This is a genomic window from Anaerovibrio sp. RM50 (assembly GCF_000622005.1).
Taxonomy (GTDB): domain Bacteria; phylum Bacillota; class Negativicutes; order Selenomonadales; family Selenomonadaceae; genus Anaerovibrio.
The window spans coordinates 17,642-39,849 of record NZ_JHWV01000007.1; the positions used below are offsets into that span (position 1 = coordinate 17,642).

23 protein-coding genes and 5 tRNA genes are annotated in these 22,208 nt (G+C 45.1%); 3 read left to right on the forward strand and 25 right to left on the reverse strand.

The features are described from left to right. Positions 1–36: 36 nt before the first annotated feature. The 11 genes from T525_RS15525 to T525_RS0105390 all read right to left on the reverse strand — a co-directional run bounded on the left by T525_RS15525 (position 37) and on the right by T525_RS0105390 (position 9,578). The gene (locus tag T525_RS15525) at positions 37–762 is read right to left on the reverse strand and encodes a PTS glucose transporter subunit IIA (protein WP_051533424.1); all 726 of its coding nucleotides are present in this window, start codon (positions 760–762) and stop codon (positions 37–39) included. A 16-nt stretch (positions 763–778) separates the two neighbouring features. Then, the gene (locus T525_RS0105345) at positions 779–1,519 is read right to left on the reverse strand and encodes a SagB/ThcOx family dehydrogenase (protein ID WP_051533425.1); all 741 of its coding nucleotides are present in this window, start codon (positions 1,517–1,519) and stop codon (positions 779–781) included. Between the two features lie 75 nt (positions 1,520–1,594). Beyond that, on the reverse strand, positions 1,595–2,296 hold the full coding sequence (hisIE, locus tag T525_RS0105350) for a bifunctional phosphoribosyl-AMP cyclohydrolase/phosphoribosyl-ATP diphosphatase HisIE (protein WP_027406362.1): 702 nt from the start codon (positions 2,294–2,296) through the stop codon (positions 1,595–1,597). A 58-nt stretch (positions 2,297–2,354) separates the two neighbouring features. Next, positions 2,355–3,113, reverse strand: coding sequence for an imidazole glycerol phosphate synthase subunit HisF (gene hisF, locus T525_RS0105355; protein ID WP_027406363.1), 759 nt, complete (start codon positions 3,111–3,113; stop codon positions 2,355–2,357). Between the two features lie 5 nt (positions 3,114–3,118). Then, positions 3,119–3,850, reverse strand: coding sequence for a 1-(5-phosphoribosyl)-5-[(5-phosphoribosylamino)methylideneamino]imidazole-4-carboxamide isomerase (gene hisA / locus T525_RS0105360; protein WP_027406364.1), 732 nt, complete (start codon positions 3,848–3,850; stop codon positions 3,119–3,121). Positions 3,851–3,901: 51 nt separating this feature from the next. After that, entirely contained in the window at positions 3,902–4,507 is a 606-nt protein-coding gene (hisH, locus tag T525_RS0105365; protein ID WP_027406365.1) for an imidazole glycerol phosphate synthase subunit HisH, read from the reverse strand. Between the two features lie 89 nt (positions 4,508–4,596). Next, positions 4,597–5,187 (reverse strand): imidazoleglycerol-phosphate dehydratase HisB, encoded by a 591-nt coding sequence (gene hisB, locus T525_RS0105370; RefSeq protein ID WP_027406366.1) that lies wholly within the window; start codon positions 5,185–5,187, stop codon positions 4,597–4,599. A 1-nt stretch (position 5,188) separates the two neighbouring features. Continuing rightward, positions 5,189–6,259 (reverse strand): histidinol-phosphate transaminase, encoded by a 1,071-nt coding sequence (gene hisC, locus T525_RS0105375; protein WP_027406367.1) that lies wholly within the window; start codon positions 6,257–6,259, stop codon positions 5,189–5,191. Between the two features lie 18 nt (positions 6,260–6,277). Further along, positions 6,278–7,621 (reverse strand): histidinol dehydrogenase, encoded by a 1,344-nt coding sequence (gene hisD / locus T525_RS0105380; RefSeq protein ID WP_027406368.1) that lies wholly within the window; start codon positions 7,619–7,621, stop codon positions 6,278–6,280. A gap of 15 nt (positions 7,622–7,636) precedes the next feature. Beyond that, positions 7,637–8,296 carry an ATP phosphoribosyltransferase gene (hisG, locus tag T525_RS0105385; RefSeq protein WP_027406369.1) on the reverse strand — a complete coding sequence of 220 codons (660 nt, stop codon included), beginning with the start codon at positions 8,294–8,296 and terminating at the stop codon, positions 7,637–7,639. A gap of 526 nt (positions 8,297–8,822) precedes the next feature. Next, positions 8,823–9,578, reverse strand: a complete 756-nt coding sequence (locus T525_RS0105390; RefSeq protein ID WP_027406370.1) for a TSUP family transporter — start codon at positions 9,576–9,578, stop codon at positions 8,823–8,825. Positions 9,579–9,775: 197 nt separating this feature from the next. Here T525_RS0105390 and T525_RS0105395 point away from each other — a divergent pair, with 197 nt between their 5' ends. Beyond that, a complete protein-coding gene (locus tag T525_RS0105395; RefSeq protein WP_027406371.1) occupies positions 9,776–10,975 on the forward strand; it encodes a dicarboxylate/amino acid:cation symporter in 1,200 nt (399 codons plus the stop codon). Between the two features lie 102 nt (positions 10,976–11,077). Here T525_RS0105395 and T525_RS0105400 read toward each other — a convergent pair whose 3' ends face one another. From T525_RS0105400 to T525_RS0105420, 5 genes are all read right to left on the reverse strand, one after another. Then, the gene (locus tag T525_RS0105400) at positions 11,078–11,332 is read right to left on the reverse strand and encodes a GIY-YIG nuclease family protein (RefSeq protein WP_027406372.1); all 255 of its coding nucleotides are present in this window, start codon (positions 11,330–11,332) and stop codon (positions 11,078–11,080) included. A 25-nt stretch (positions 11,333–11,357) separates the two neighbouring features. After that, positions 11,358–11,882 carry a peptidylprolyl isomerase gene (locus tag T525_RS0105405; RefSeq protein WP_232219189.1) on the reverse strand — a complete coding sequence of 175 codons (525 nt, stop codon included), beginning with the start codon at positions 11,880–11,882 and terminating at the stop codon, positions 11,358–11,360. A 63-nt stretch (positions 11,883–11,945) separates the two neighbouring features. Next, positions 11,946–12,872 carry a D-alanyl-D-alanine carboxypeptidase family protein gene (locus T525_RS14320; RefSeq protein WP_051533426.1) on the reverse strand — a complete coding sequence of 309 codons (927 nt, stop codon included), beginning with the start codon at positions 12,870–12,872 and terminating at the stop codon, positions 11,946–11,948. Between the two features lie 26 nt (positions 12,873–12,898). Continuing rightward, positions 12,899–13,468 (reverse strand): hypothetical protein, encoded by a 570-nt coding sequence (locus T525_RS0105415; RefSeq protein WP_027406374.1) that lies wholly within the window; start codon positions 13,466–13,468, stop codon positions 12,899–12,901. A 14-nt stretch (positions 13,469–13,482) separates the two neighbouring features. Further along, positions 13,483–14,400 carry a hypothetical protein gene (locus tag T525_RS0105420; RefSeq protein ID WP_027406375.1) on the reverse strand — a complete coding sequence of 306 codons (918 nt, stop codon included), beginning with the start codon at positions 14,398–14,400 and terminating at the stop codon, positions 13,483–13,485. A gap of 203 nt (positions 14,401–14,603) precedes the next feature. Between T525_RS0105420 and T525_RS0105425 the strand changes: the two genes are divergently transcribed. After that, on the forward strand, positions 14,604–15,689 hold the full coding sequence (locus T525_RS0105425; RefSeq protein WP_027406376.1) for a M48 family metallopeptidase: 1,086 nt from the start codon (positions 14,604–14,606) through the stop codon (positions 15,687–15,689). Positions 15,690–15,783: 94 nt separating this feature from the next. Here T525_RS0105425 and T525_RS0105430 read toward each other — a convergent pair whose 3' ends face one another. The 4 genes from T525_RS0105430 to T525_RS0105445 all read right to left on the reverse strand — a co-directional run bounded on the left by T525_RS0105430 (position 15,784) and on the right by T525_RS0105445 (position 16,993). Further along, positions 15,784–16,212, reverse strand: a complete 429-nt coding sequence (locus T525_RS0105430; RefSeq protein WP_027406377.1) for a type II toxin-antitoxin system HicB family antitoxin — start codon at positions 16,210–16,212, stop codon at positions 15,784–15,786. A gap of 15 nt (positions 16,213–16,227) precedes the next feature. Next, on the reverse strand, positions 16,228–16,416 hold the full coding sequence (locus T525_RS0105435; protein ID WP_027406378.1) for a type II toxin-antitoxin system HicA family toxin: 189 nt from the start codon (positions 16,414–16,416) through the stop codon (positions 16,228–16,230). Positions 16,417–16,834: 418 nt separating this feature from the next. After that, positions 16,835–16,909: transfer RNA gene (locus tag T525_RS0105440), tRNA-Cys, on the reverse strand. An 8-nt stretch (positions 16,910–16,917) separates the two neighbouring features. After that, positions 16,918–16,993, reverse strand: a tRNA-Gly gene (locus T525_RS0105445). A 502-nt stretch (positions 16,994–17,495) separates the two neighbouring features. Between T525_RS0105445 and T525_RS0105455 the strand changes: the two genes are divergently transcribed. Next, complete coding sequence (locus T525_RS0105455) at positions 17,496–18,968, forward strand: helix-turn-helix transcriptional regulator (RefSeq protein ID WP_084276914.1); 1,473 nt, start codon at positions 17,496–17,498, stop codon at positions 18,966–18,968. A 233-nt stretch (positions 18,969–19,201) separates the two neighbouring features. On the opposite strand, the gene T525_RS0105460 is transcribed toward T525_RS0105455, so the two are convergent. From T525_RS0105460 to mtnA, 5 genes are all read right to left on the reverse strand, one after another. After that, positions 19,202–20,608 (reverse strand): ATP-binding protein, encoded by a 1,407-nt coding sequence (locus T525_RS0105460; protein ID WP_037325225.1) that lies wholly within the window; start codon positions 20,606–20,608, stop codon positions 19,202–19,204. A 181-nt stretch (positions 20,609–20,789) separates the two neighbouring features. Further along, a tRNA-Cys gene (locus T525_RS0105465) sits at positions 20,790–20,864 on the reverse strand. 6 nt (positions 20,865–20,870) lie between these two features. Continuing rightward, positions 20,871–20,946 (reverse strand) — tRNA-Gly (locus tag T525_RS0105470). A 4-nt stretch (positions 20,947–20,950) separates the two neighbouring features. Further along, positions 20,951–21,027, reverse strand: a tRNA-Asp gene (locus T525_RS0105475). Positions 21,028–21,113: 86 nt separating this feature from the next. Then, positions 21,114–22,202, reverse strand: a complete 1,089-nt coding sequence (gene mtnA, locus T525_RS0105480) for an S-methyl-5-thioribose-1-phosphate isomerase (RefSeq protein ID WP_027406382.1) — start codon at positions 22,200–22,202, stop codon at positions 21,114–21,116. Positions 22,203–22,208: the final 6 nt, after the last annotated feature.

Below are 22,208 nucleotides of genomic sequence, written 5' to 3' on the forward strand. Positions count from 1 at the left end.
ACAGAACAACTGCGCAAATATGCCACATTCCCTGACTTATTCCCCGCCGCCGCTGTTAAACATCAAGGTGACGGTGACAAACACTGCAACCATAATAACAACTACTGATACAAAAAGAACCCCCAGCTTTACAAGATTCTTTGAATCGCTGAAAAATTCCTTGCCTTCACTTTTAAGCTCTTCTATAACGGAAACTTCCTCTGATGGCTCAGCCTCCTCCTTTTTAGTAGCTTCTTCCTTCTTTTCTTCAGCAGGCTGTTCGCTCTCAGCGGTCGCCTCTTCCTTGATTATTTCAACAACCTTAAATATTTCCCCGGCACCAGCCTCAACGTCACCTACATTGGCCTTGATTTCCGTGTCATCCTCTTCCTCATTTACGAGAATTACAGGGGTAATGGTATTAATACCCTTTTCCTCAAAGGCCCCCAGATCGTATTCTGCCACCAGATCACCGGCCTGGACCTTCTGGCCCTGCTTAACGTGAACAATTGTGGTCTTCTCTGCCACCTCATGGGCCTCCAAACCCACGTGTACCAGGATATTCAGCCCAGTATTGGTCTGAAAGCCAATGGCGTGCTTGGTGGCAGCCACTGCGGAAACAATACCGCTGACAGGACTGTACAGCATACCGTCCTTAGGAATAATGGCCACACCATCACCCATCATTTTCTTGGAAAAGGTATCATCAGGCACCTCAATTAAATCAACGATTTTTCCTGTCATTGGTGCAAAAATAGAACTCTCTCTTGTATTCTGAGCCATAATAACTCAACCCCTTTTATCTGATTTTGCCCACATGTGCCGCATAGACCATGAATTCTTCTTCCCCATCAAGGCCCAATTCACGGTTCAGCTCTTCATCATTAAAATGACCTATAGCACAGCATCCTATCTCCTGGGTATAGCATGCCAGATAAAGATTCTGGCACACATGGCCCGCGTCCAAATACAGATACTGCAATGACCTTCCCCCAAAGGCATAGTCCATTCTGTCAAGAACTGCCGCCCACATAAATGTAACGGCACCTGCATCGTACATATTTACTTTATTGAAGCCCTTGCGCAGCCTTTCCTTCACCCCATCAGAGGTATCAATTGGCAAAAGCGCATGCTCAAAGGCCAAAAATCTGTATAACCCCTTTTCAATTCCCTCAACCTTATCTATATAAAGGTAGGTCTCAAAGGCGTTTCTGGCACCCGCCGAAGGCACAGTGCGCTTTGTGGCACCAGCCGGAAGAAGCATCTTTACCCCCTGGGTACACCACAGAAGAAAGGACAGCTCATTCATGGTAAGGGGCCGCTCACTGTATTCACGAATAGTGGACCGCAGCTCCATAAGCTCCAAAAAACTGACTTCCCTGTCCTCAAGATAATCAGGCTCCGGCAAGGGTATCAGCTGGGCATCTTCAGGATATGGCTTCTGGGGCATTGGCACTGCCTCCTGGTTAATCTTCCTTGTATTAAGATTATTTTTTACCAAGGAAGCTTCCCGCAAAGCCTTAAATATATCCTTGTACATAAAAACGCCTGCCTTTCAAAGTTCTCTAACTTATATTATACCGCAAAGGACAGGCGTTTTGAATACATTATTAACTTAATCTACAGGACGAATGCCGGTTTTACCCGTAAATTTATGATAATCGCCGCCATTATGACGATTTACCAGCTCACAGAACACTTCCTCAGGGTTGATGTTGTGGAATGCCATGAGCACGAGACAATGATACCAGAGATCACCCATCTCATAGATGATTTCATTTTTGTCCTTGTTCTTGGAGGCAATAATAGTCTCCACAGCCTCCTCACCCACCTTCTTGAGGATCTTGTCCTGACCCTTTTCAAAGAGATAGTTGGTGTAGGAGCCTTCCTTCGGATTCAGCTGGCGGTCCTTGATTACATCATAAAGCTCATTCATGATGTTGGCCAGATAATATTTCTCCGGCTGCTCAACCACAGCCAGTGCCTTTTCATTTTTCAGCAGTCTGCGGCCACTGAAGCAGGAATATGTTCCAGTATGGCAGGCTCCGGAGCCCCTTTGATGAACGATAACCAAAAGGGTATCCCCATCACAGTCATAATAAAGGTCCTTTACCTCCTGCACATTGCCGGAGGTGGCTCCCTTGTTCCATAATGCCTTGCGGCTGCGGCTCCAGAACCAGGTGGTTCTCGTTTCAATGGTTTTTTGGAGAGAGTCAGCATTCATGTATGCCATCATCAGCACCTGGCCATTTTCCTCCTGGACAATGGCTGGTACCAGGCCCTTTTCATCAAATTTAATCATTGAAATGTCAATCATAAATATCCCTCCATTTGAAGTTACCTCTGACAGGGGCAAAATCCCCCTGCCATTTAAATTATAATCTTACCTCTATGCCCCTGTCCCTTAAGTATTCCTTCACCTGTCTGATGGTGAACTGTCCATAGTGGAATACTGAGGCGGCCAATACTGCATCGGCCTTTCCAAGGGTGAGCACATCATAGAAATGCTCCAGTTTTCCCGCTCCCCCTGAGGCAATAACAGGAACATCAACTGCCTCGGAAACGGCCCTGGTAAGAGGTATATCATAGCCATCCTTGGTGCCGTCTGCGTCCATACTGGTGAGCAGTATTTCCCCGGCTCCCAATTCAGTGCCCTTTTTAACCCAATCTATAACATCTATTCCCGTAGGAGTTCGGCCCCCATTTACGAAGACCTCCCACTTGTCCTCCCCGGTCTTTTTGGCATCCACCGCCAATACCACACACTGGCGGCCGAAGATTTCCGCCCCCTGACGAATAATATCAGGATTTTTCACTGCGGCGGAGTTCACAGAGGTTTTGTCAGCCCCGGCCTTAAGCATTTTCCGCATATCCTCTGGGGTTCGTATACCGCCCCCTATGGTAAAGGGAATAAACACCTGGGAAGCACAGTCCCTTGCCACCTGAACTATGGTGTCACGCTGTTCATTGGAGGCTGTAATATCCAGAAATACCAGCTCATCACAGCGCTCCTCATCATAGCGGCGGGCCAGCTCCACAGGGTCTCCTGCATCACGGAGCCCCACGAAATTTGTGCCCTTCACCACGCGGCCACCTTTTACATCAAGACAGGGAATAATTCTCTTTGTATACATACCAATCACCCCTCTGCCCCGGAGGCCACCTTAATTGCCACAGACAAATCAAGAGAGCCCGTGTAAATGGACTTGCCCACAATGACTCCTTCGATGCCATCCTTCTCATAAGGAAGAAGGGCCTTAATATCCTCAATGGACTTCACCCCGCCGGAGGCCACCACCTTGACGCCGCTTTCCCTTGCCAGCTTGGCAGTAGCTTCAACATTTACACCTGTTAATGTGCCATCACGTGATATATCTGTATAAATAATTGTTTTGACACCAACTTGGGCCATTTTACGGGCCAGTACACCAACCTCCACGTTGCCGGAGACCTCCCAGCCCTCCACAGCTACAATGCCGTCCTTGGCGTCAATGCCAACCACCACCCGCTCGCCATACTTTGCACAGGCAGTCTGAACAAGAGCTGGATTTTTGGCAGCCACGGACCCCAGGATAACCCGCTGTACCCCGGCAGAGAGAACCTCATCTATGTTTTCCATGGTGCGGATACCGCCGCCCAATTCCACGGGAATATTGACCCTTGCAATAATTTTCTTTACCACATCAAGATTTACGGACTTGCCAGCCCTGGCACCGTCCAGATCCACCAGATGCAGATACTGCCCCCCAAGAGATTCCCATTTTGCGGCCATCTCCTCTGGCTCACCGAAAACCGTCTCCTGGGAAAAATCACCTTTATAAAGGCGTACAGCCTTGCCTCCACGAATATCTATAGCCGGAAAAATAAGCATAAAATCTTCCTTCCACTAACGCCCAGCAATACATAATTATGTTAATTGCAATTAACTCTCAATGAAATTCTTAATAATCAGCAGCCCCACGTCTCCGGATTTTTCCGGGTGGAACTGGGTGGCCATTACATTGTCCCTGGCCACTGCCGCTGTCAGCTTCTCACCGTATTCCGTGGTGGCAGCCACTATGGAGCTGTCCTGGGGCACTGCGTGATAGCTGTGGACAAAGTAAAAATATGGCACCTGTGGCTCATTTTTAAAGAGACAAAGGTCCTTCTGGGCAAATTCCACACTGTTCCAGCCCATGTGAGGCACCTTCAGTCCGGGGGCATTAATGCGCTTTACCATGCCCTTAAAAACCCCCAAGCCCTTGGCATCAGGGGATTCCTCGCTGCCCTCAAAAAGCACCTGCAGACCAACGCAGATTCCCAAAAGTGGCACCCCCGCAGAAATTCTTTCCATGATAGTTGGTATAAGTCCGGAGGCCTCCAGATTCTTCATGCAGGCCCCAAATTCCCCAACTCCGGGCAAAACCAGCTTTTCAGCGCCTTCTATTTCAGCCCTGTCACTGGTTACCTTCACATTATCTGTATACTGGGCAAAGGCCTTTTCCACGCTAAAAAGGTTCCCCACACCATAGTCAATTACAGCAATCACTTACATTTCCTCCTACTTACTCAACCAGCCGTTACAGCACGTCCTTAGTGGGACAAACAATGACAGCATGTCCTTGATGGAAGAAGCCTTTACAGCACACCCTTGGTGGAAGGAATCTCATCTGCCGCCTCGGGATCAATGGCTGTTGCCTGACGCATGGCGTGACCCAGGGCCTTGAAAACAGCCTCCACCTTATGGTGGGAATTTGTTCCGTACATCACCTTTACGTGAAGGGTAATGCCCGCATTGAAGGCAAAGGCCCGCAAAAATTCCTCAGTAAGCTCCGTATCGTAATCCCCGATCATTGGAGCCATTGGTCCACCTGCATCGTATACCAAAAACGGTCTGCCGCTTATATCAAGGGATACCATTACCAGGGTCTCATCCATTGGAAGGAAGAAGGTGCCATAGCGATTTATCCCCTTCTTGTCCCCCAGAGCCTCCTTTACTGCCTCTCCCAAGGCAATACCAATATCCTCAACGGAATGGTGGCCATCCACCTCAATATCCCCGTTGCAGCCCACCACAAGATCCATGCGGCCATGGGCGGCAAAGAGATTCAGCATGTGGTCAAAGAAGCCGATGCCCGTGTCAATATCGGACATCCCCCGGCCATCAAGGCTGATGGTCAAATCAATAGAAGTTTCCTTGGTTTCACGGATAACCTTTCCTGTACGCATATTATTTCTGCTCCTCCACAAAGGCCTTTACAGCCTTAAATACAGCATCATTTTCTTCTCTGTTGCCCATGGAAATTCTCAGGGCATTTTCCAAAAGAGGTGCCTTGCCAAAGCTTCTGATTCCAATACCGCGGCTTTCCAGATATTTATTAAGCTCCACCGCCTTCTTATATTTTAAGAAAATAAAGTTAGTATTGGAAGGGAACACCTTGAAGCCCTTTAATGTGCCGTACTGGGCCTCCATGCGCTTGCGTTCAGCAATCATCATCTGAATCCGTGGCACATATTCATCACGCATCTGGAATACAGTATCGGCAGTAACAAGAGTCAGCACATTCATGTGATAAGGCATCATGGACTTGCCAATCATCTCAGTCAGCGGTGCAGCCGCCAGCATGTAGCCGCAACGGCAGGCCGCCAGGCCATAGGCCTTGGAGAAGGTTCTGGCAATAATCATATTTGGATATTTCTTCATGAGTCCGATGGCTGTCTGGCCCTGGAACTCAATATATGCCTCGTCCACCAAAAATGCACAGCTGGTATGGCTGGCAATATATTCAATGTCCTCCAGGGAGGTAAAGCTGCCTGTTGGATTATTTGGGTTGCAAATTACGCAAAGGGCGGCCTTATTCTCATTTACCACATTAACAAATTCCTTCACATCAAGGCTGTAATCCTTTTCATTTAAGTTTACAGGAATTGCCTCAGCCTCCGCTGCCTTGGCATAAATGTGATACATGGAAAATGATGGCTGCGGAAATACAATCTTTCTGCCGCGGCCGCCAAAGCAATAAAAGATTTTCTCAATAATCTCACTGGAGCCGTTACCTATAAGAACATTTTCTACACCAAGACCAAAATTCCTGCCAATTGCCTCCATAAGCATCTCCAAATCCTCATTTGGATAGCGGTTGAAGGCCACACGGGAAAGGCGGCTCATTACCCTTTCCTCCACCAGAGGCGGCAGATTCATGCCGCTTTCGTTGGCGTTTACCTTAATATTCCATTCCCGCTCCACCACATCGTAGGAGGGCATATCTGCCAGTTTGTTTCTATATTTAAGCTTTGCCATAATTTTCCAGTCTCCCTTTTACTTTTCCATTTTTCTTATACGGATTGCATTTGCATGTGCCTGCAAGCCCTCTGCCTCTGCCAGACGGATAATATCGTCACTTACACGGCTCAATTCAGGCTGTGTGTAGGATATGAGGCTGGTGCGCTTCATAAAGGTTTCCACATTTAGCACGGAATAGTATCTGGCAGTACCCCCCGTAGGAAGTACGTGATTTGGTCCCGCAAAGTAGTCCCCCAATGGCTCAGGGGAATAGGCCCCAAGGAATACAGCCCCCGCATGACGCACATAAGGAAGAAGCTGGAATGGCTCCTTTGTAAGAATTTCCATGTGTTCAGGGGCGGATACATTTGCCAGCTCAATGGCCTTCATAATGTCCTCAGCCACAATGATAAGACCGTTCTTGTCAAGGGAGGCTCTGGCAATCTCCTGACGTGGCAGCTGCTGAAGCTGCTTTTCTGCTTCCTCTGCAACCTTCGACGCCAATTCAGGACTGTCTGTAATGACGATGCTGGAGGCCAGCATATCATGCTCCGCCTGGCTGAGCATATCAGCCGCAGTGTAGGCCGGATCAGCACTTTCATCAGCCACAATAAGAATCTCACTTGGACCAGCCAGCATATCTATATCACAGTGACCATATACGGCCTTTTTGGCCAAGGTCACGAAGATATTGCCAGGACCTGTAATCTTATCCACCCTTGGAATGGTTTCCGTGCCAAAGGCCATGGCGGCAATGGCCTGGGCCCCGCCAATCTTAAAGATTTTGGAAACCCCTGCTTCCCTGGCTGCCACCAGCACATAAGGATTAATCTTGCCATCCTTTGGCGGAACCATCATTATTATTTCCCCAACCCCTGCAACAGCGGCGGGAACTGCGTTCATTATAACGGAAGATGGATATGCGGCAGTGCCACCGGGCACATAGATACCAACTCTGTCCAATGGAATAACGGACTGCCCCAGCAGGGAGCCCTGGCCACGGTAGGTCATCCATGAATTTGGCTTCTGCTCCTGATGATACTGACGCACATTGGCTGCAGCCCTTTTAAGTGATTCCACAATTTCAGGATCAGCGGCCTTATATGCAGCTTCATATTCCTCATCTGTTACCAGAAATTCATCGGCAGTAAACTCAGTGCGGTCAATAAGCTTGGTGTATTTAATAACCGCCTTGTCTCCCTCTGCCCTTACTTCGTTCACAATCATGTCAACTATTTCAGCGGCAGTCATATCACGGCCAAAAAGCTTTTTGTTCGCCTCACGGATTTTAGGATTTAGCTCCACCTGGTCAAAGGCAGGCTTTTTCAGCATCTTTTCAACATTAATAAGTCCCTTGTCCTTAACATTAACTATCTCCATTACTATTCCTCCCGATTATTTGGCCATTTCCAGTATCTTGCGCAAATCCTCAGTCATCTGATGGATTCGGTCAAATTTCAGTTTAAAGCTTACCCTGTTACAAATGAGACGGGCGGTGGCATCCATTATAAATGCAATTTCCTCCAGATTGTTCTCCCGCAGGGTTGTGCCAGTCTCAACTATATCCACAATGCTCTCGGAAAGTCCCACTATAGGCCCCAGCTCAATGGAACCGTTCAGCTTAATGAACTCCATCTGCATACCCTTGCTGTTGAAAAACTTTTCCGCAATATGAGGGAACTTGGTGGCCACCCTGGTATGGGCATAATCTGAAAGCTTGGCCCGCTTATGATTCTTATCTACAGCCATCATCAAATGGCACTTGCCAAAGCCCAGATCCAACAGCTCATAAACGTCCTTGCCGGATTCCAGCAGCACGTCCTTGCCAATAACCCCAATATCCGCGGCTCCGTATTCCACATAAGTTGGAACATCAGCTGTCTTACTGATTATAAAGCGAATCTTCTTTTCTTCGTTGGTAATAACCAGCTTCCGGGATTTTTCACTTAAATCCTCGGCGGTATATCCTATCTTGGCAAGAAGGTCAGCGGATAATCCAAAGAGCTTCCCCTTTGGAAGGGCTATTGTCAGGTATTCCATATTATTTGAAGTCATAAGCTTTCCTCCATTTGCCTAAAAGATTTTTATTCTTTATCTTGTTAAAGTATTAACATGTTAATTATACTAACACATTACCTAGTTACCGTCAATACATATTATAACGCCGTTGTTCAAATTTTTCTTTTCTTTTTAGAAAAGAAAAATCTTCAAACCAGCGTTTCAACGAGGTGGTGGTAAACATGCTCTCACATGTAGAGGAATGAGACATCTTAACCTCGTTATAACGCCATTGTTCAAATTTTTCTTCTTTAGAAGAAAAATCTTCCAATTAGCGTTTCAACGAGCTGGGAGATATTCTCACCATCTGTTGTAGTTTGTTTTCCCCCACCTAAAGAGGAAGGGGACATCTTAAAGCTCGTTATAACACTATTTATTATTATACGGCTATTTTAATCAAATAAACAGAAATGAAGAAATCCCTGCCATCCCCATTGTGAATCGGACATGATAAAAGGACCACTAACTCGAACTGAGTCAGCGGTCCTTGTTTTTTTGCTTCAATATAATATTATGTCTAATTTTATTCCAGCATTGTCAAAATCTGCTTTCCTATTAATACAGCAGTGATGATAATGAACATTGGGCGGATATAGCTGACGCCCTTGGTAATGGCCATCTTGGAGCCGGCGATGGCACCGAATATCATGAAAATACCCATTGGAATAGCATAGGTGAAGTCAACGCTGCCAAAATATGAAAAGAGAATGGCTGCCGCAATATTGCTGGCAAAATTCATGGCCTTGGCGTTTCCCGTGGCAAATATAAAATCAAAACCTATCATTATAAAAGAAAATAATATAAATGAACCGGTGCCCGGTCCGAAGAAGCCATCATAGAAGCCCAGCACGAAGGCCATAATAAGGCATAAAATCATTTTTTTGCCAGTTATCTCCTGAGGCTTGGCGTCCTTGCCCCAGTCTTTTTTGAAGACTGTATAAAAAAAAACCAAAATAAGCATAACAATTATCAAAGGACGCAGGAATTCTGATGAGATATGTTGAACTAATAATACGCCGGCAAATGAGCCGATGAATGACAGTGGACAAAGCTTCTTCATTAATGAAGTGTCCATTTTCCCGGCCTTCACAAAGGTGAGGAAGCTAAAAACAGCTCCCATGGAGGCAGCCACCTTGTTGGTACCAAGCACCGTAACCGGCGGGAGTCCTGTCCACATCAGGGCCGGAATGGTAATAAGTCCGCCTCCGCCAACTGCGGCATCAATAAATGCTCCCAAGAAGCCGAAAAGGGCCAGAAAGCCCATAATTTCAAAATCCATAGACAAAACTCCTTTCCTGATGTAACCATTATACAATATAACTGTAAATAAATTCAATTTATATATAATTAAGTATAGTAAACATAACTAATATTTATGCTTCGATATAAAAATGACATAATTTAGTTGAAACAGATAATATTGTTATGTTATACTACAAATAGGTTAATATAATCTAAGAAGGAGGGGTATTTCAAATGAACTTATCTGTAAAAATCTTCATTTCACTGGTTCTCTCCGTAATCGTCGGTCTGATTGCCGGTGAAGCTGGTCTGCCGTTCATTAAATGGTGGATCGCACCAGTTGGTACCATGTTCATCAATCTGATCAAGATGATGATCGTACCGGTTGTATTCTTCTCCCTGGTTGTAGGTATTACCAGCTTGGGTGATACCAAGAAGCTGGGCCGTATCGGTTTCAAGACGGTAGCTATTTACCTCTTTACCACGGCCATCGCTATCACCATTGGTTTCGTGGTAGCTGGAATTATCGGACCTGGTGTTGGTGCTGACTTCGTTGCTGGTGCTCAGCCAAAGGTTAAGGAAGCTCCTTACATTATGCAGGTTCTCCTTGACATGATTCCTTCCAACCCTATCGATTCCATGGCTAAGGCCGCTATTCTGCCTACTATCGTATTTGCACTGTTCATTGGTGTAGGTATCGTAAAAGTTGGCGGTGAGAGGGCGGATCTTCTCATCAGATTCTTTGATGCCGGTGCTGAGGTTTGCTACAAGGTTATCGCCATTGTAATGGATCTCGCTCCTATCGGCGTATTCTGCTTACTGCTTCCTGTAGTTGCTGCAAATGGTCCTAAGGTACTGCTTCCACTGCTTACCGTTATCGCCTGCGTAGCTGTAGGTTGTACCATTCACGCCGTTGGTGTATATTCCACCATGGCAAGAATCTTCGGCAAGCACAGCCCTGTTGACTTTTTCAAGGGCATGTCCGAGCAGATGATGATCGCATTCACCACTTGTTCCTCCGCAGCTGCACTGCCAGTTAACATGAAGAACTGCCAGGAGAAGCTGGGTGTAAAGCGCGAAATTGCGTCCTTCGTTCTTCCTTTGGGTGCCACCCTGAACATGGATGGTACCGCACTCTACATGGGTGTTTGTACTCTGTTTGTTGCCAACGTTTATGGTGTTCCACTTGGCTTTGAGCAGATGATGATGGTTGTATTAACTGGTACTCTTGCTTCCATCGGTACTGCAGGTGTTCCTGGTGCCGGTCTTATCATGCTGGCAATGGTTCTCCAGTCTGTAGGTCTTCCTCTTGAGGGTCTTGCTCTGGTAGCAGGTATTGACCGTGTACTGGATATGTTCCGTACCTGTGTTAACATCACCGGTGATGGTGCTGTTGCAGTAGTTGTTAATGCAAGCGAAGAAGGCAACAACTAATACCTTTACAAAAACTTCAAGCCCTCTGCCTCGGCAGGGGGCTTATCTTATGAGTAAAAAATAGACTGTGATAAAATCATTCAACTTTATCACAGTCTATTTTTATTTAATCTTATTTTCTTCAATGAGCTTTAGTTTTTCATCACGGCTCAATTGTTTTATGTGCCATTCCCGGCTCATGGCTGTTTCCTTATCCTCACATTCTTCGAGATAAACCAGCTTTACGGGGAGACGGCCTCTGGTATACTTGCTGGCCTTGCCGCTGTTATGGGTGGCAAGACGCTTTTCCATATCCGTGGTATACCCTGTATAAAGGGTGCCGTCGGCACATTCCAGTATGTAAGCAAATGCCTTCATTTAACTTACCTTCATATTCAATGTATTACTCAGCAGCCTTAATCTTAATGCTGTTGATAACCACCTCATGAACCGGGCGATCCTGGACACCAGTCTTGGTGTGACCGATTTCACGAACCACATCCATGCCCTTTACCACCTTGCCGAATACTGCGTGATGGCCATCAAGCCAAGGAGTTGCAGCAAGAGTAATGAAGAACTGGGAGCCGCCGGTGTTAGGGCCTGCATTAGCCATGGACAAAATGCCCTCGCTGTCGTGGCGGAGATCCTTGTGGAACTCATCCTTAATAGTATAACCAGGACCACCCATGCCAGTACCGGTTGGGTCACCGCCCTGAATCATGAAGCCGTCAATAATGCGATGGAAGATAACCCCATCATAGAAGCCCTCTTCACTGAGCTTAATAAAATTGCCGGTAGTAACAGGAGCCTTGTCCTCAAAAAGCTCGATTTCAAAGGTTCCCTTGTTGGTATCAAATACCGCAATACGATTTGCCATTTTTCCATTCTCTCCTTTTGTCTTGTCTGAAGCCATACAGCCTGTGGTCATAACCAGCAGCAGCATCATGGCCAGAGCCAAAATCTTCTTCATAATATATGTACCTCCTTGTATTTAACGGCTTGCCAAAGCTTTGAAGCCGTAATCAAGCAGCATAGCACCTTCTGTAAATCTGGTATCCGTGTCCTTGGAATGAAGGAGCACCACCAGCACCTCTTCCCCGCCACGCTGGGCAGCCGCCATAAGGCATCCCCCGGCAGCATCTGTATATCCGGTCTTTCCGCCAATACACCCCTGATAATCAGTAAGAAGCTCATTGGTATTTTCACAATGAAGGGTTTCCCCCTGAGGATTTATACTGAAAAAAGTTTTTTCTGGAATAGCTATTATTTTTCTGAACTTTGGATTTTCCATAGCATAATGAGAAATAACAGCCAAATCCTTTGCTGTTGAATAATGCAAATTGGAAGTGAGACCATTGGCATTCTCAAAATGCGTTCTCTTTGCCCCCAATTCCTTGGCCTTGGCATTCATCATCTGCCAAAACTGCCATGCACTGCCATTGCCCACAGCTTCAGCCAATGCAGAGGCTGCCACATTGTCTGAAATCAGCATCATCTGGGTCAGCATGTCATACTGACGCATGGACTGACCAGTATAGCAATAGGAATATGGCTTCTGCCCCGCCCAAGGGCTGACAGTAATAATGCGGTCATCCCTGTCATCCTCCAGCACCAAAATAGCTGTCATGATTTTGGTAAGGCTGGCAGGATGCTCGCTTTTATCGCCATTTTTCTCATAAAGGATATCCCCGGTCTTATTGTCCATTACCACCACAGCATCTGCAGTGACCTGGGGAGCTGCCGGCATCACCTTCTGAGTTTTTTCAGTTTTTTTATCCTTGCCCTGAACAGCCCTTGAATAATCACTATGCACCACTGTCTTTGCCACCGCCATGGAAGCCATAACGGAAATCACCGACATGGACACCAATAGGGTAACTGCCAAGACAATTGTTTTTATATTCTTCTTAAAAATCAATATAACTCACCTGATTTTTTATTCTCTTAATCCGTTGGCAAGCCGCCATAATTAAACCTTTTGGAAGGCTTCTGCTCTTCCTCAGCAGCAGTAATAATAATTCCCGGATCATCTAAATCCAGGCTGGTATAGGTCCAGCTTAAAAGATAAAGCTGCTCCGGTTCCATGGATATAAGCAGCTTTTCCTTGGAAGCCGCGGGATTGTAATAAATATAATATACATTGCCGTCCAGATGCTTGTGCTCTGACTTTCCAAAGGCCTTGGTAAGGCCGGCTCTGGTGGCACCATAGGTTACCCCGTGGGGTCCCACATAGTGCTTGCTCTTGCAGAACATCTCCACTACTTTTTTGTCCTTGGCATCAAGGTATATTTTCTGATCAGCGGAATATGTATAGCGAATAACCTGGACACCACGGAGATACATATCAGTATCAAAATCCGGCTCCCCAAGCTTCTCCACCATGGTTTCATAGCTGTCTCCCAGTCTCAGACCCTTAAAGGAAAAATCCTCGTCGGTGGCCGCAAAAGTCACAGTGGAAAATATCATTAACAGCAGAAACAGCACCAGTCCTGCTCTGAATTTCATTGCTTTCATAATTAAATAACACCTTACTTTTTAAGGGATGTTCCCTTGTCCACCACCATGTCTATCCATTCCTCATGGAATCCTGCATCCATCAGCACTTCCTCAAGGGAGGTAAGGCGATGCTGGGTAAGGAACATGGAAACACGATCCTTTTCAATGGACTTCTCCATATAGAACTCCTGACCCTCAGAAGCTTCATCCGGGAAGGCCACAGTATATTCGTGATATTCCTCATCAGACATGGAATCAGGCAAGCTGCAGGAATGGGCCACATTTGCCTTCCAGGCAGGAGTCTGCTTTTCCAGCAGCTTCTTTGCTTCATATATAATAGGCTGAATGGTATCACGATACTCCTGAAGGGCATCCTCCACCGCCTTGGTGTCCTGTAAAATCACGGCACAAATAAGGTCACGGAGGCTTTCACGGGTAGAAAGGTCAAACTGCATAAGATAGGAAGACTCAGTTATGCCATCAAGCCATTTCTGCAGACTGTCTGTCATATACTTCTTGGCCTTTGCCGCCATCAGCTCATCCTGCATGTGCAGCTCATGGCACAGATTGTAGATATGCTGGCCCTCCTCCTGGGAAGTCATAATATCCTTTCTGGCACACTCGTTGCAGATACCCACTATATGATAGGTGAAGGGCTGCTCCATCAGCTCCCAGTTGGCAGGGAAATCCAATCCCAGCTCCTCATATACCTTTTTCTGGGCAGCAATACGGCTCTTAGAAAAATATGTAATGCCGTCATTGTCGTTGCGGTACTTAACAGTAAACTCGCCCTTGCACTTTGGGCAGTGGTACATCTTGTCCACCAGCTTAACCCCTACATACATGGCATCATTTGGCTTATAAAAGCCGTAAGGCATTGCATCTATAAAAGCGTAGTTATATACGCTCATGAGATTATCGGTAATTCTTGTCATATCAATTTCTGGCATTGTCTTTCTTGCACCTCATTTAAAATATACTCAAATATTATACCCCAACTGCCGGATTTTTGCCACCGTCAAAATTTGATGGCATCTTAAGGCACTTAATAGCACTTCTAATGTCCTATTTTTCCTGCTTTAAGGATATTTTAATGTGGTCTATGATATAATAAATAAGGTAAATAATTTAAGTTTTATAAGGGGCGATTGCAATGTTAAATTTTAAGAAGAAACTTTCCAAAATAATTGCCAGCGCCATGCTGGTAACCATGCCTGTATTTGCCGCATTACCATCCCAGGCTGATGCCAACTGGCTTGAAGCAGCTATAAATGTGGGCATTGCGGGATACCAGATGTCAGAGTACAACAAGCAGATTGACAAGATTAATACCACCGAGGAAGGCAGACAGCAGCTTTATGCCCAGATGAAGGAAAAACAGGGTGTGGAGAATGACCCTGCCCTGAATCAGCGTCTGGATGGGATTATGTCCAACCTCTCCAATGCTGTGGCCGTAACAGAGCCTTCCATTAATGAGAAGCCTTTCCTTTATTTTATTAACCCACAGAAAGATTTTAATGCCGCCTGTTCCCTGGGCCATGTAATGACAGTAAATGCGGGCATTTTTGATTTACTGCGCACTGATGACGAGGTGGCTGTTGTACTGGGCCATGAAATGTCCCATGGTATGCGTGACCATGTGGTTAAGGGCTTCAAGAAGTCTGTGCCGGTTACCCTTATTGCCACTGCCATTGCCTCCAACACCAATGGCGTAGGTATAGCCGTAACCAATATCGTTGCCAACTATACCGAAAAGGTGCACATTACCAAGCCAATGGAATGGGAAGCAGATAATATAGCCTTCCAGTACATGGCAGATTCAAACTATAATTTGGGAGCCTGCGCAGCTGTATGGCAGCGTGTTATTGAAAAATCCGGCAGTGACAAAATGACCGGCGATATTTTCTCCGTTTCCGATCATCCATCCCACAGCGAACGCCTTGACAACTACGTGAAGAAACTTAAGGAATACAGCGGAAATAAGGTTGACGTGAAGGGCAATGCAGTGTATGTAAACGACAAGGAATTTATCGTTCCAGCTGCCACCGATGAAATGTCTGAAAAGGTACGTGCCTTCTACGTGGCCGGCAATCTTGCCAGAGCCTTCCACGACAACGGCGGTGTTGATGCCATTGCCTACGATGGCACTGTATACATGGGCAACCAGGGCATTATAACCTCCCTGAACACCGACGCCTCCGCCGAAGAAATTGCAAATAAGCTTAACAGCATAAAGTAAGTTTATTAATATCTTTAATTAGCGAAACTTAAAAGGACTGTATTGGAGCATTTCCAACACAGTCCTTTTTCACATATTAAGAAGTATTAAATAATTATTGAGCTATATCCAATTCCTGCAAAAGTGCTTTTTTCATAACCTTGGAGAAATTGATATTTTGAGCCATGGCACGATTGTTTAACCATTGTGGAATGGAAACAGTCCGCTTCACCGCTTTGTTGAAATGCTTTTCAGCATAGGCCTCCACATCAACTGACACCATATTTACAAAACGAACAGCCTGTCTTTCCTCCTCTGTATCATCCTCACAATATGGGTCCACTTGGTCAAAGGGTGTAGGGTCAGGAATACTGTTTCCGTCTATTTTTTCAGAAAATAGATACCCGGCCAGACAATCCACAGCCATTTCCATTGCTTCCTGCATATCATCACCGCAGGTTGCAAGATGATTAAGGTCAGGAAAGACAACTGAATATCCTCCTGATGGATCTACATAAAAAATTGCAGGATAAACGCTAAGCATAAGCTATCATTCCTTTCATACCAGACCAGCCTGTTTCAAAATAGACTTTATTAACTTGATTTTTAAATCTTTAGGCTTTTTATGAAATGGAATAGTAACCTTACCATGCTTCATTGGGTGCTTATAATGATGGTGTGATCCTTCAATCTTAACAAGATACCAGCCATCTTCCTGGATTATCTTTTCCATTTCCTTCGCCGTCATATTCTGCTTCCTTTCTATAATTATATTACCATCAGAATTAAATATCAATTACATACATACCAAAAAATTACATACTTTATAATTACATACTTTAAAATAGCGTAATTTGACATTTCATATAGCTAATCATTATAACACCATTGTTCAAATTTTTCTTCTTTAGAAGAAAAATCTTCCAATTAGCGTTTCAACGAGCTGGGAGATATTCTCACCAGCTGTTGTAGTTTGTTTTCCCCCACCTAAATAGGAAGGGGACATCTTAAAGCTCGTTATATTGGAGCAATTAGTTTATTAATTGTATATTATATTCATGTTTACTTTATATTATTTGTAACTATATCATATTTGTCTAATATTATAAATATAATTATTGATTGCAATAAAAAATCCCGGAAATAATTCCGGGATGATTAAACTTTGGAGGTGACACCCAGATTCGAACTGGGGAATAAAGGTTTTGCAGACCTTGGCCTTACCACTTGGCGATGTCACCAAATAAAATGGAGCGGAAAACGAGACTCGAACTCGCGACCCCCACCTTGGCAAGGTGATGCTCTACCAACTGAGCTATTTCCGCATATTTTTTATTGCTATTAAATTAGAAAGAAAAATGAATATTTCTCACATTTAGGAATTATAGCATTTATGCGAGTCCCGTGTCAAATGCAATATTAAAAAAATACAACATACTTTTTATTAAGCAAATCCTTTCTCTCTTCCAGCTGTCCAAAGACGCTCTTATATAAGGCAAGAGGAATACGACAAAATCGATCTGTACCCGCGTACAGTATTGCAATTATACCCGCTAATCGGCGTTTTATGATTGCTAATACAAGATTTTTTGCTTATAATAACCATGTGCAATTGTTATCCTTAACAAGAAATTATTTGCATTATAACGCCATTGTTCAAATTTTTCTTCTTTAGAAGAAAAATCTTCCAATTAGCGTTTCAACGAGCTGGGAGATATTCTCACCAGCTGTTGTAGTTTGTTTTCCCCCACCTAAAGAGGAAGGGGACATCTTAAAGCTCGTTATATTTTTTCATTTTGATTGCCAATTTGAATAAAAAAGGATTTGATGAACATGAATCCTATACCTTTATCGCCGATATCGCGTTCCATTATCTTACAAAAAATTGTCGGTGCAGATATATGCACCGTGTCCCTGTTCGTGGCCAATGCGTTGTACTTTTTCTGGGCCACCACGGTGTACATGGCGCTCCATTTTGCCGGCATCGACTGGCCACAAATCTTTTTCTCTTCCATTATCCCCGGTACGGAAATGTTACCGGATCTTTGCATGATGTTGGCAGTTTTCTCCGGCACCGTGTGCTATGGGCTCCGGCCCCCATGCTGGCAGCGGTATCTACTTCCGGTGTTGGCGATGATCATGCTTTCCGTAATGGTGTTCCCATTCGTGGGAGCTAGCCTTCGCCTGTTGATGCTTGCCTTTTTTATGGCACTTTCAGGTGGCGTGTTTGCGCTGATTTTCCATTTGGTTTCCCTGCACGTGGCGCCGAACTTGACTGGTCGCTTCTTCGGTTTTTCGACCGCTTTTTCCCTGCTGTTGCAGTCAGGTTTCCATGCTGTTCTGGACGCCTCGTTGACTGGCTTTCTGACTGCCTCGGTGCTGTGCGTGGGCGGTCTGGCAATGCTATTGCCCAAATGTCTGGAACAACTTGCCTCGATGAAAACGCCAGCAGTTGAACAACCAGCGGAACCAAAGCCTCCCCTTGTCGATATATCCGTTTTCCGCTGGTCAGTACCCATGACGCTTTTGATTGTCGTACTGCTTTCCCTGCTCCATGGCATTGGGGACCTGTATATGGACGCTTATCACAATTTTAATGATTTATTTGGATTCTCTCGCCTGTCCTATTGCTTAGGTTCCATCGTAGCTGGTTATTTTGCCGACCGCAATCGGTTGTATTTGCCCTTGGCTGCACTGTTTGCCAAAGCGCAGGACATTTTGGATATCTGGGTCGGACAAGAACAGGTTTTGTATTACCCACTTCATTATTTTGGCGATTTCATGAATGGCTTCTTTACCCTGTTCATCATTCTGGCCTTTGTAGACCTCGCCGCCCATCGGCCATCGCTGAAGCCCTGGGCCGTAACCAGTCGTTCCGTGCAGATGTTTACCGTCAGTGCGGCCACTGTTTTCGGCGCTTTTATCCTGGATGCGGACAAACTGTTCTTTACGTTGCTGTATGTATTAGCCATTGTCGGGTGTCTGGTCATTGTTTTTTATAGCAGTGCCTTGCGTTTTAACCTCGGTTCCGCCGCAGCGGAGGTAACACCTTCGCTCCCCGCAACCGAGATAACGGCCCCGCTCCCCGCCCCGGATTACTGCGCCCGCTACGGGCTGACCCAGCGAGAGACCGAGGTGCTGGATTGTATTCTTTCCGGCCAAAGCATTGCCGAAATCAGCGAAGCGCTTTTCATTAGCCAGCGGACTGTCAAGTTTCACATCACCAACTTGCTGCGCAAGACCAGCGCCGCTTCGCAAAAGGAATTGCTCCTTCTGCTGTACGAAAAGCAGGGAAAATAAATTACAAAGGGAACAACAGCGGTTTCAATAGTTGACGTACACAGACTGATACGCCAAGGCTAAATCACAAAAGCCGAAGCGTATCAGTCTTTCTTTTGTCAAAGCCATCTTGACCGCTACACTTGCGTCCTCCTTCTTCATCTGTTTCATCAAAGCCACGAGCTTTGCTACTGTAGTCATTCAGCTGCTGACGGTCAATGCCATAATCTGAGATGACATCTACAATTCTTTATTTACCTATACAGTCGTGGCAAATCTGTCATAAATATATTTTTCTTCTTAGCATTATTCTTAACCCAGTCCGAGAAACCACTCTTGGAGAAAAGCAGGTATTGGACTACTTGATACTTTTTATTAATCAAATCCTTTCTTTCTTCCAGCTGTTCAAAGACGCTCTTATCCAATAATTCATTCTTGTACTTGCATTCACCAATAACAGCTTTTTTTCCAATAGTATCAATACCTACTACATCAATATCAGTTTCCTCTTTTTTTGCTGGGTTAGTGCCCCACCATTTTCCGACCTTCATTACCATACAAGCCAATTCACCGGTACAACCAACATCCATGGTAAAGTAACGGCACATATCCTCAAAAACGCTCCCCATATAGTGGTTAAGATTATTTTTCACCACATTTTCGTAGTATATGGCTCCCCGTCCATAGTCAATCATACTGATAGCCGGAGAAACAAACTGATACCAAAACCTGAACATATTGTCAGCCAAAACGTACTGTACCTTACGTTTATTGCTTTCATCTGTAATGGCATAGTCTTTACTGAGTATTCCTGTACTAACCAAATTTGCTACCGCATGAGAAACCTGTGTTTTATCCATGTGGGTAAGATCAGCTATGGTGACTATTCTGTTTCTGCCGGAGGCTACAGCTTCAATTATGGCATTATAAAGAGCCACATTTTTAAACTCCTGTGTCAGCAGATTATTAGGCTCCTCGTACAAATATCCTGTATCTGAGAAAAACAGATTCTTAAGGTTATCATCCAAGGATAACCCGTCATCAAACATTGCCAGATACTTGGCTATACCACCAGTAACACCATATACAACAGCCTTGTCTTCAAAACTGTATTTTGGTACAAATTCTGCTGCTTCCCGATAGTTGAAGGCTTTTAATTTTAACTGTGATGTCCTGCGGCCAAACAGAGGACTCTTTTCGCTTAATACTTCATCTTCCATGAAACTGATTGAAGAACCGCTTATGATAAAAAACATATTTCCTTTGATCCATTCCCTGTCGATATACTTCTGCAGCACTGACAGCAATGTTTTATCCTGCTCAGCCATATAAGGGAACTCATCAATTATGAATATGATTCTTTCATTTTTTGCCTTTTCACCTATCCAATGAAATAATTGCTCGTATGAATCAAAGCTGATGCCCTGCATTTCCGGTGCCAAAGCCTCAACAACATAATCACTCAGAAGTTTAAGGTTCCTTTGACTGCTGCTTCTCACAGCTGTGTAGAAGATAGATTTCTTTCCTTCAATGAATTTCTGTAATAATGTGGACTTACCAACCCGGCGCCGACCATAAAGCACCATCATTTGGAAGCCTTCCTTGTTGCAAATACTATTAAGAGCATCAAGTTCACGCTGACGACCAATAAATTCTTTCATCGGATTCACCTGCCTATCATTCTTAGTTGAAGTTATTTTCAATGAAATTAACTTCAACTTATTATACATTATTTTTGATAATGTCATCTACACTTTTCATAAAATTGCTGCAATTTTACTTTTATTAGCACAAAAAAAGCCCATCGCAAGATTAAAAAACCTGCGAGGGCTTGATATACCTTGGAGGTGCCACCCAGATTCGAACTGGGGAATAAAGGTTTTGCAGACCTTGGCCTTACCACTTGGCGATGGCACCACATAATGGAGCGGAAAACGAGACTCGAACTCGCGACCCCCACCTTGGCAAGGTGATGCTCTACCAACTGAGCTATTTCCGCAAAATGGCGACCCGAAGGGGACTTGAACCCCTGACCTCCGCCGTGACAGGGCGGCATTCTAACCAACTAAACTACCGGGCCGCGTTTAGTTATCGCTTTTGACGACGATAACTATTATAAGTGATAGGAATACCTTTGTCAACAATAATTTTGCACATTTGTACGTATTATCTGTTCTTTTCCTTCATGGCGAATATATTTTTCAGACTCTCCTTATATGGCGGTCTGGCAATGCCAAATTCCGTTACAATGCCGGTTATAAGGTCATTATCCGTCACATCAAAGGCTGGATTATAGACCTTTACCCCCTCAGGTGCCATACGCTTTTCATACCACATTTCCGTAACTTCCTCAGGCTTTCTCTGCTCTATCGTTATCTCATTCCCAGTAGGTGTGGCCATATCAATGGTGGCCGTTGGGGCGCACACATAAAACGGAATATTATAACGCTTGGCAACTGTAGCCACAATGGAGGTGCCAATTTTATTGGCCACATCACCGTTGGCTGCCACTCTGTCACAGCCCACAAATATGGCGTTAACCCAGCCATTTCGCATAACCATATTGGACATATTGTCGCAGATAAGTGTCACATCAATGCCTGATTCCTGAAGCTCAAAGGCAGTAAGGCGTGCTCCTTGGAGAAGTGGTCTCGTTTCATCGGCAAAGACCTTAAAGCTGAAGCCCTTCTCCTGGCCCACGTAAATAGGAGCCGTGGCTGTGCCATATTTTACTGCCGCCAGCTTTCCCGCATTGCAGTGGGTCAATATGCCGTCCCCGTCCTTAATAAGGGTGAGACCATGCTCCCCAATGGCACGGCACACCCGGATATCCTCCTCACGGATCTCCACCGCCTCAGCATGAAGGCACTTCACTATTTCTGCCACACTCTTTGATTTATTGGCCAATACCACCTGCTCCATGCGGTTCAGGGCCCAGGACAGATTTACGGCTGTAGGACGGGCAGAATCCAGATATTCCTTGGCCTTTTTGAATTTCTCATAGAAGCCATCAAATTCAGACTCCACCGCCCCAATTTTCTTTGCCTCTAAATATATGCCTATGGCCGCTGCCACCCCAATGGCAGGAGCGCCCCGGACCTGCAGCAGATATATGGCATCCCATATTTCCTTTAAATCCGTCAGCTCCAATATTTCCGTGCTGTAGGGCAGCTTGGTCTGGTCAATTATCACCAAGGCGCTTTTGGCATCATCAAGAGCCACTGTATCATAATCCATAATAGTATTCTTGCTCATATTAAT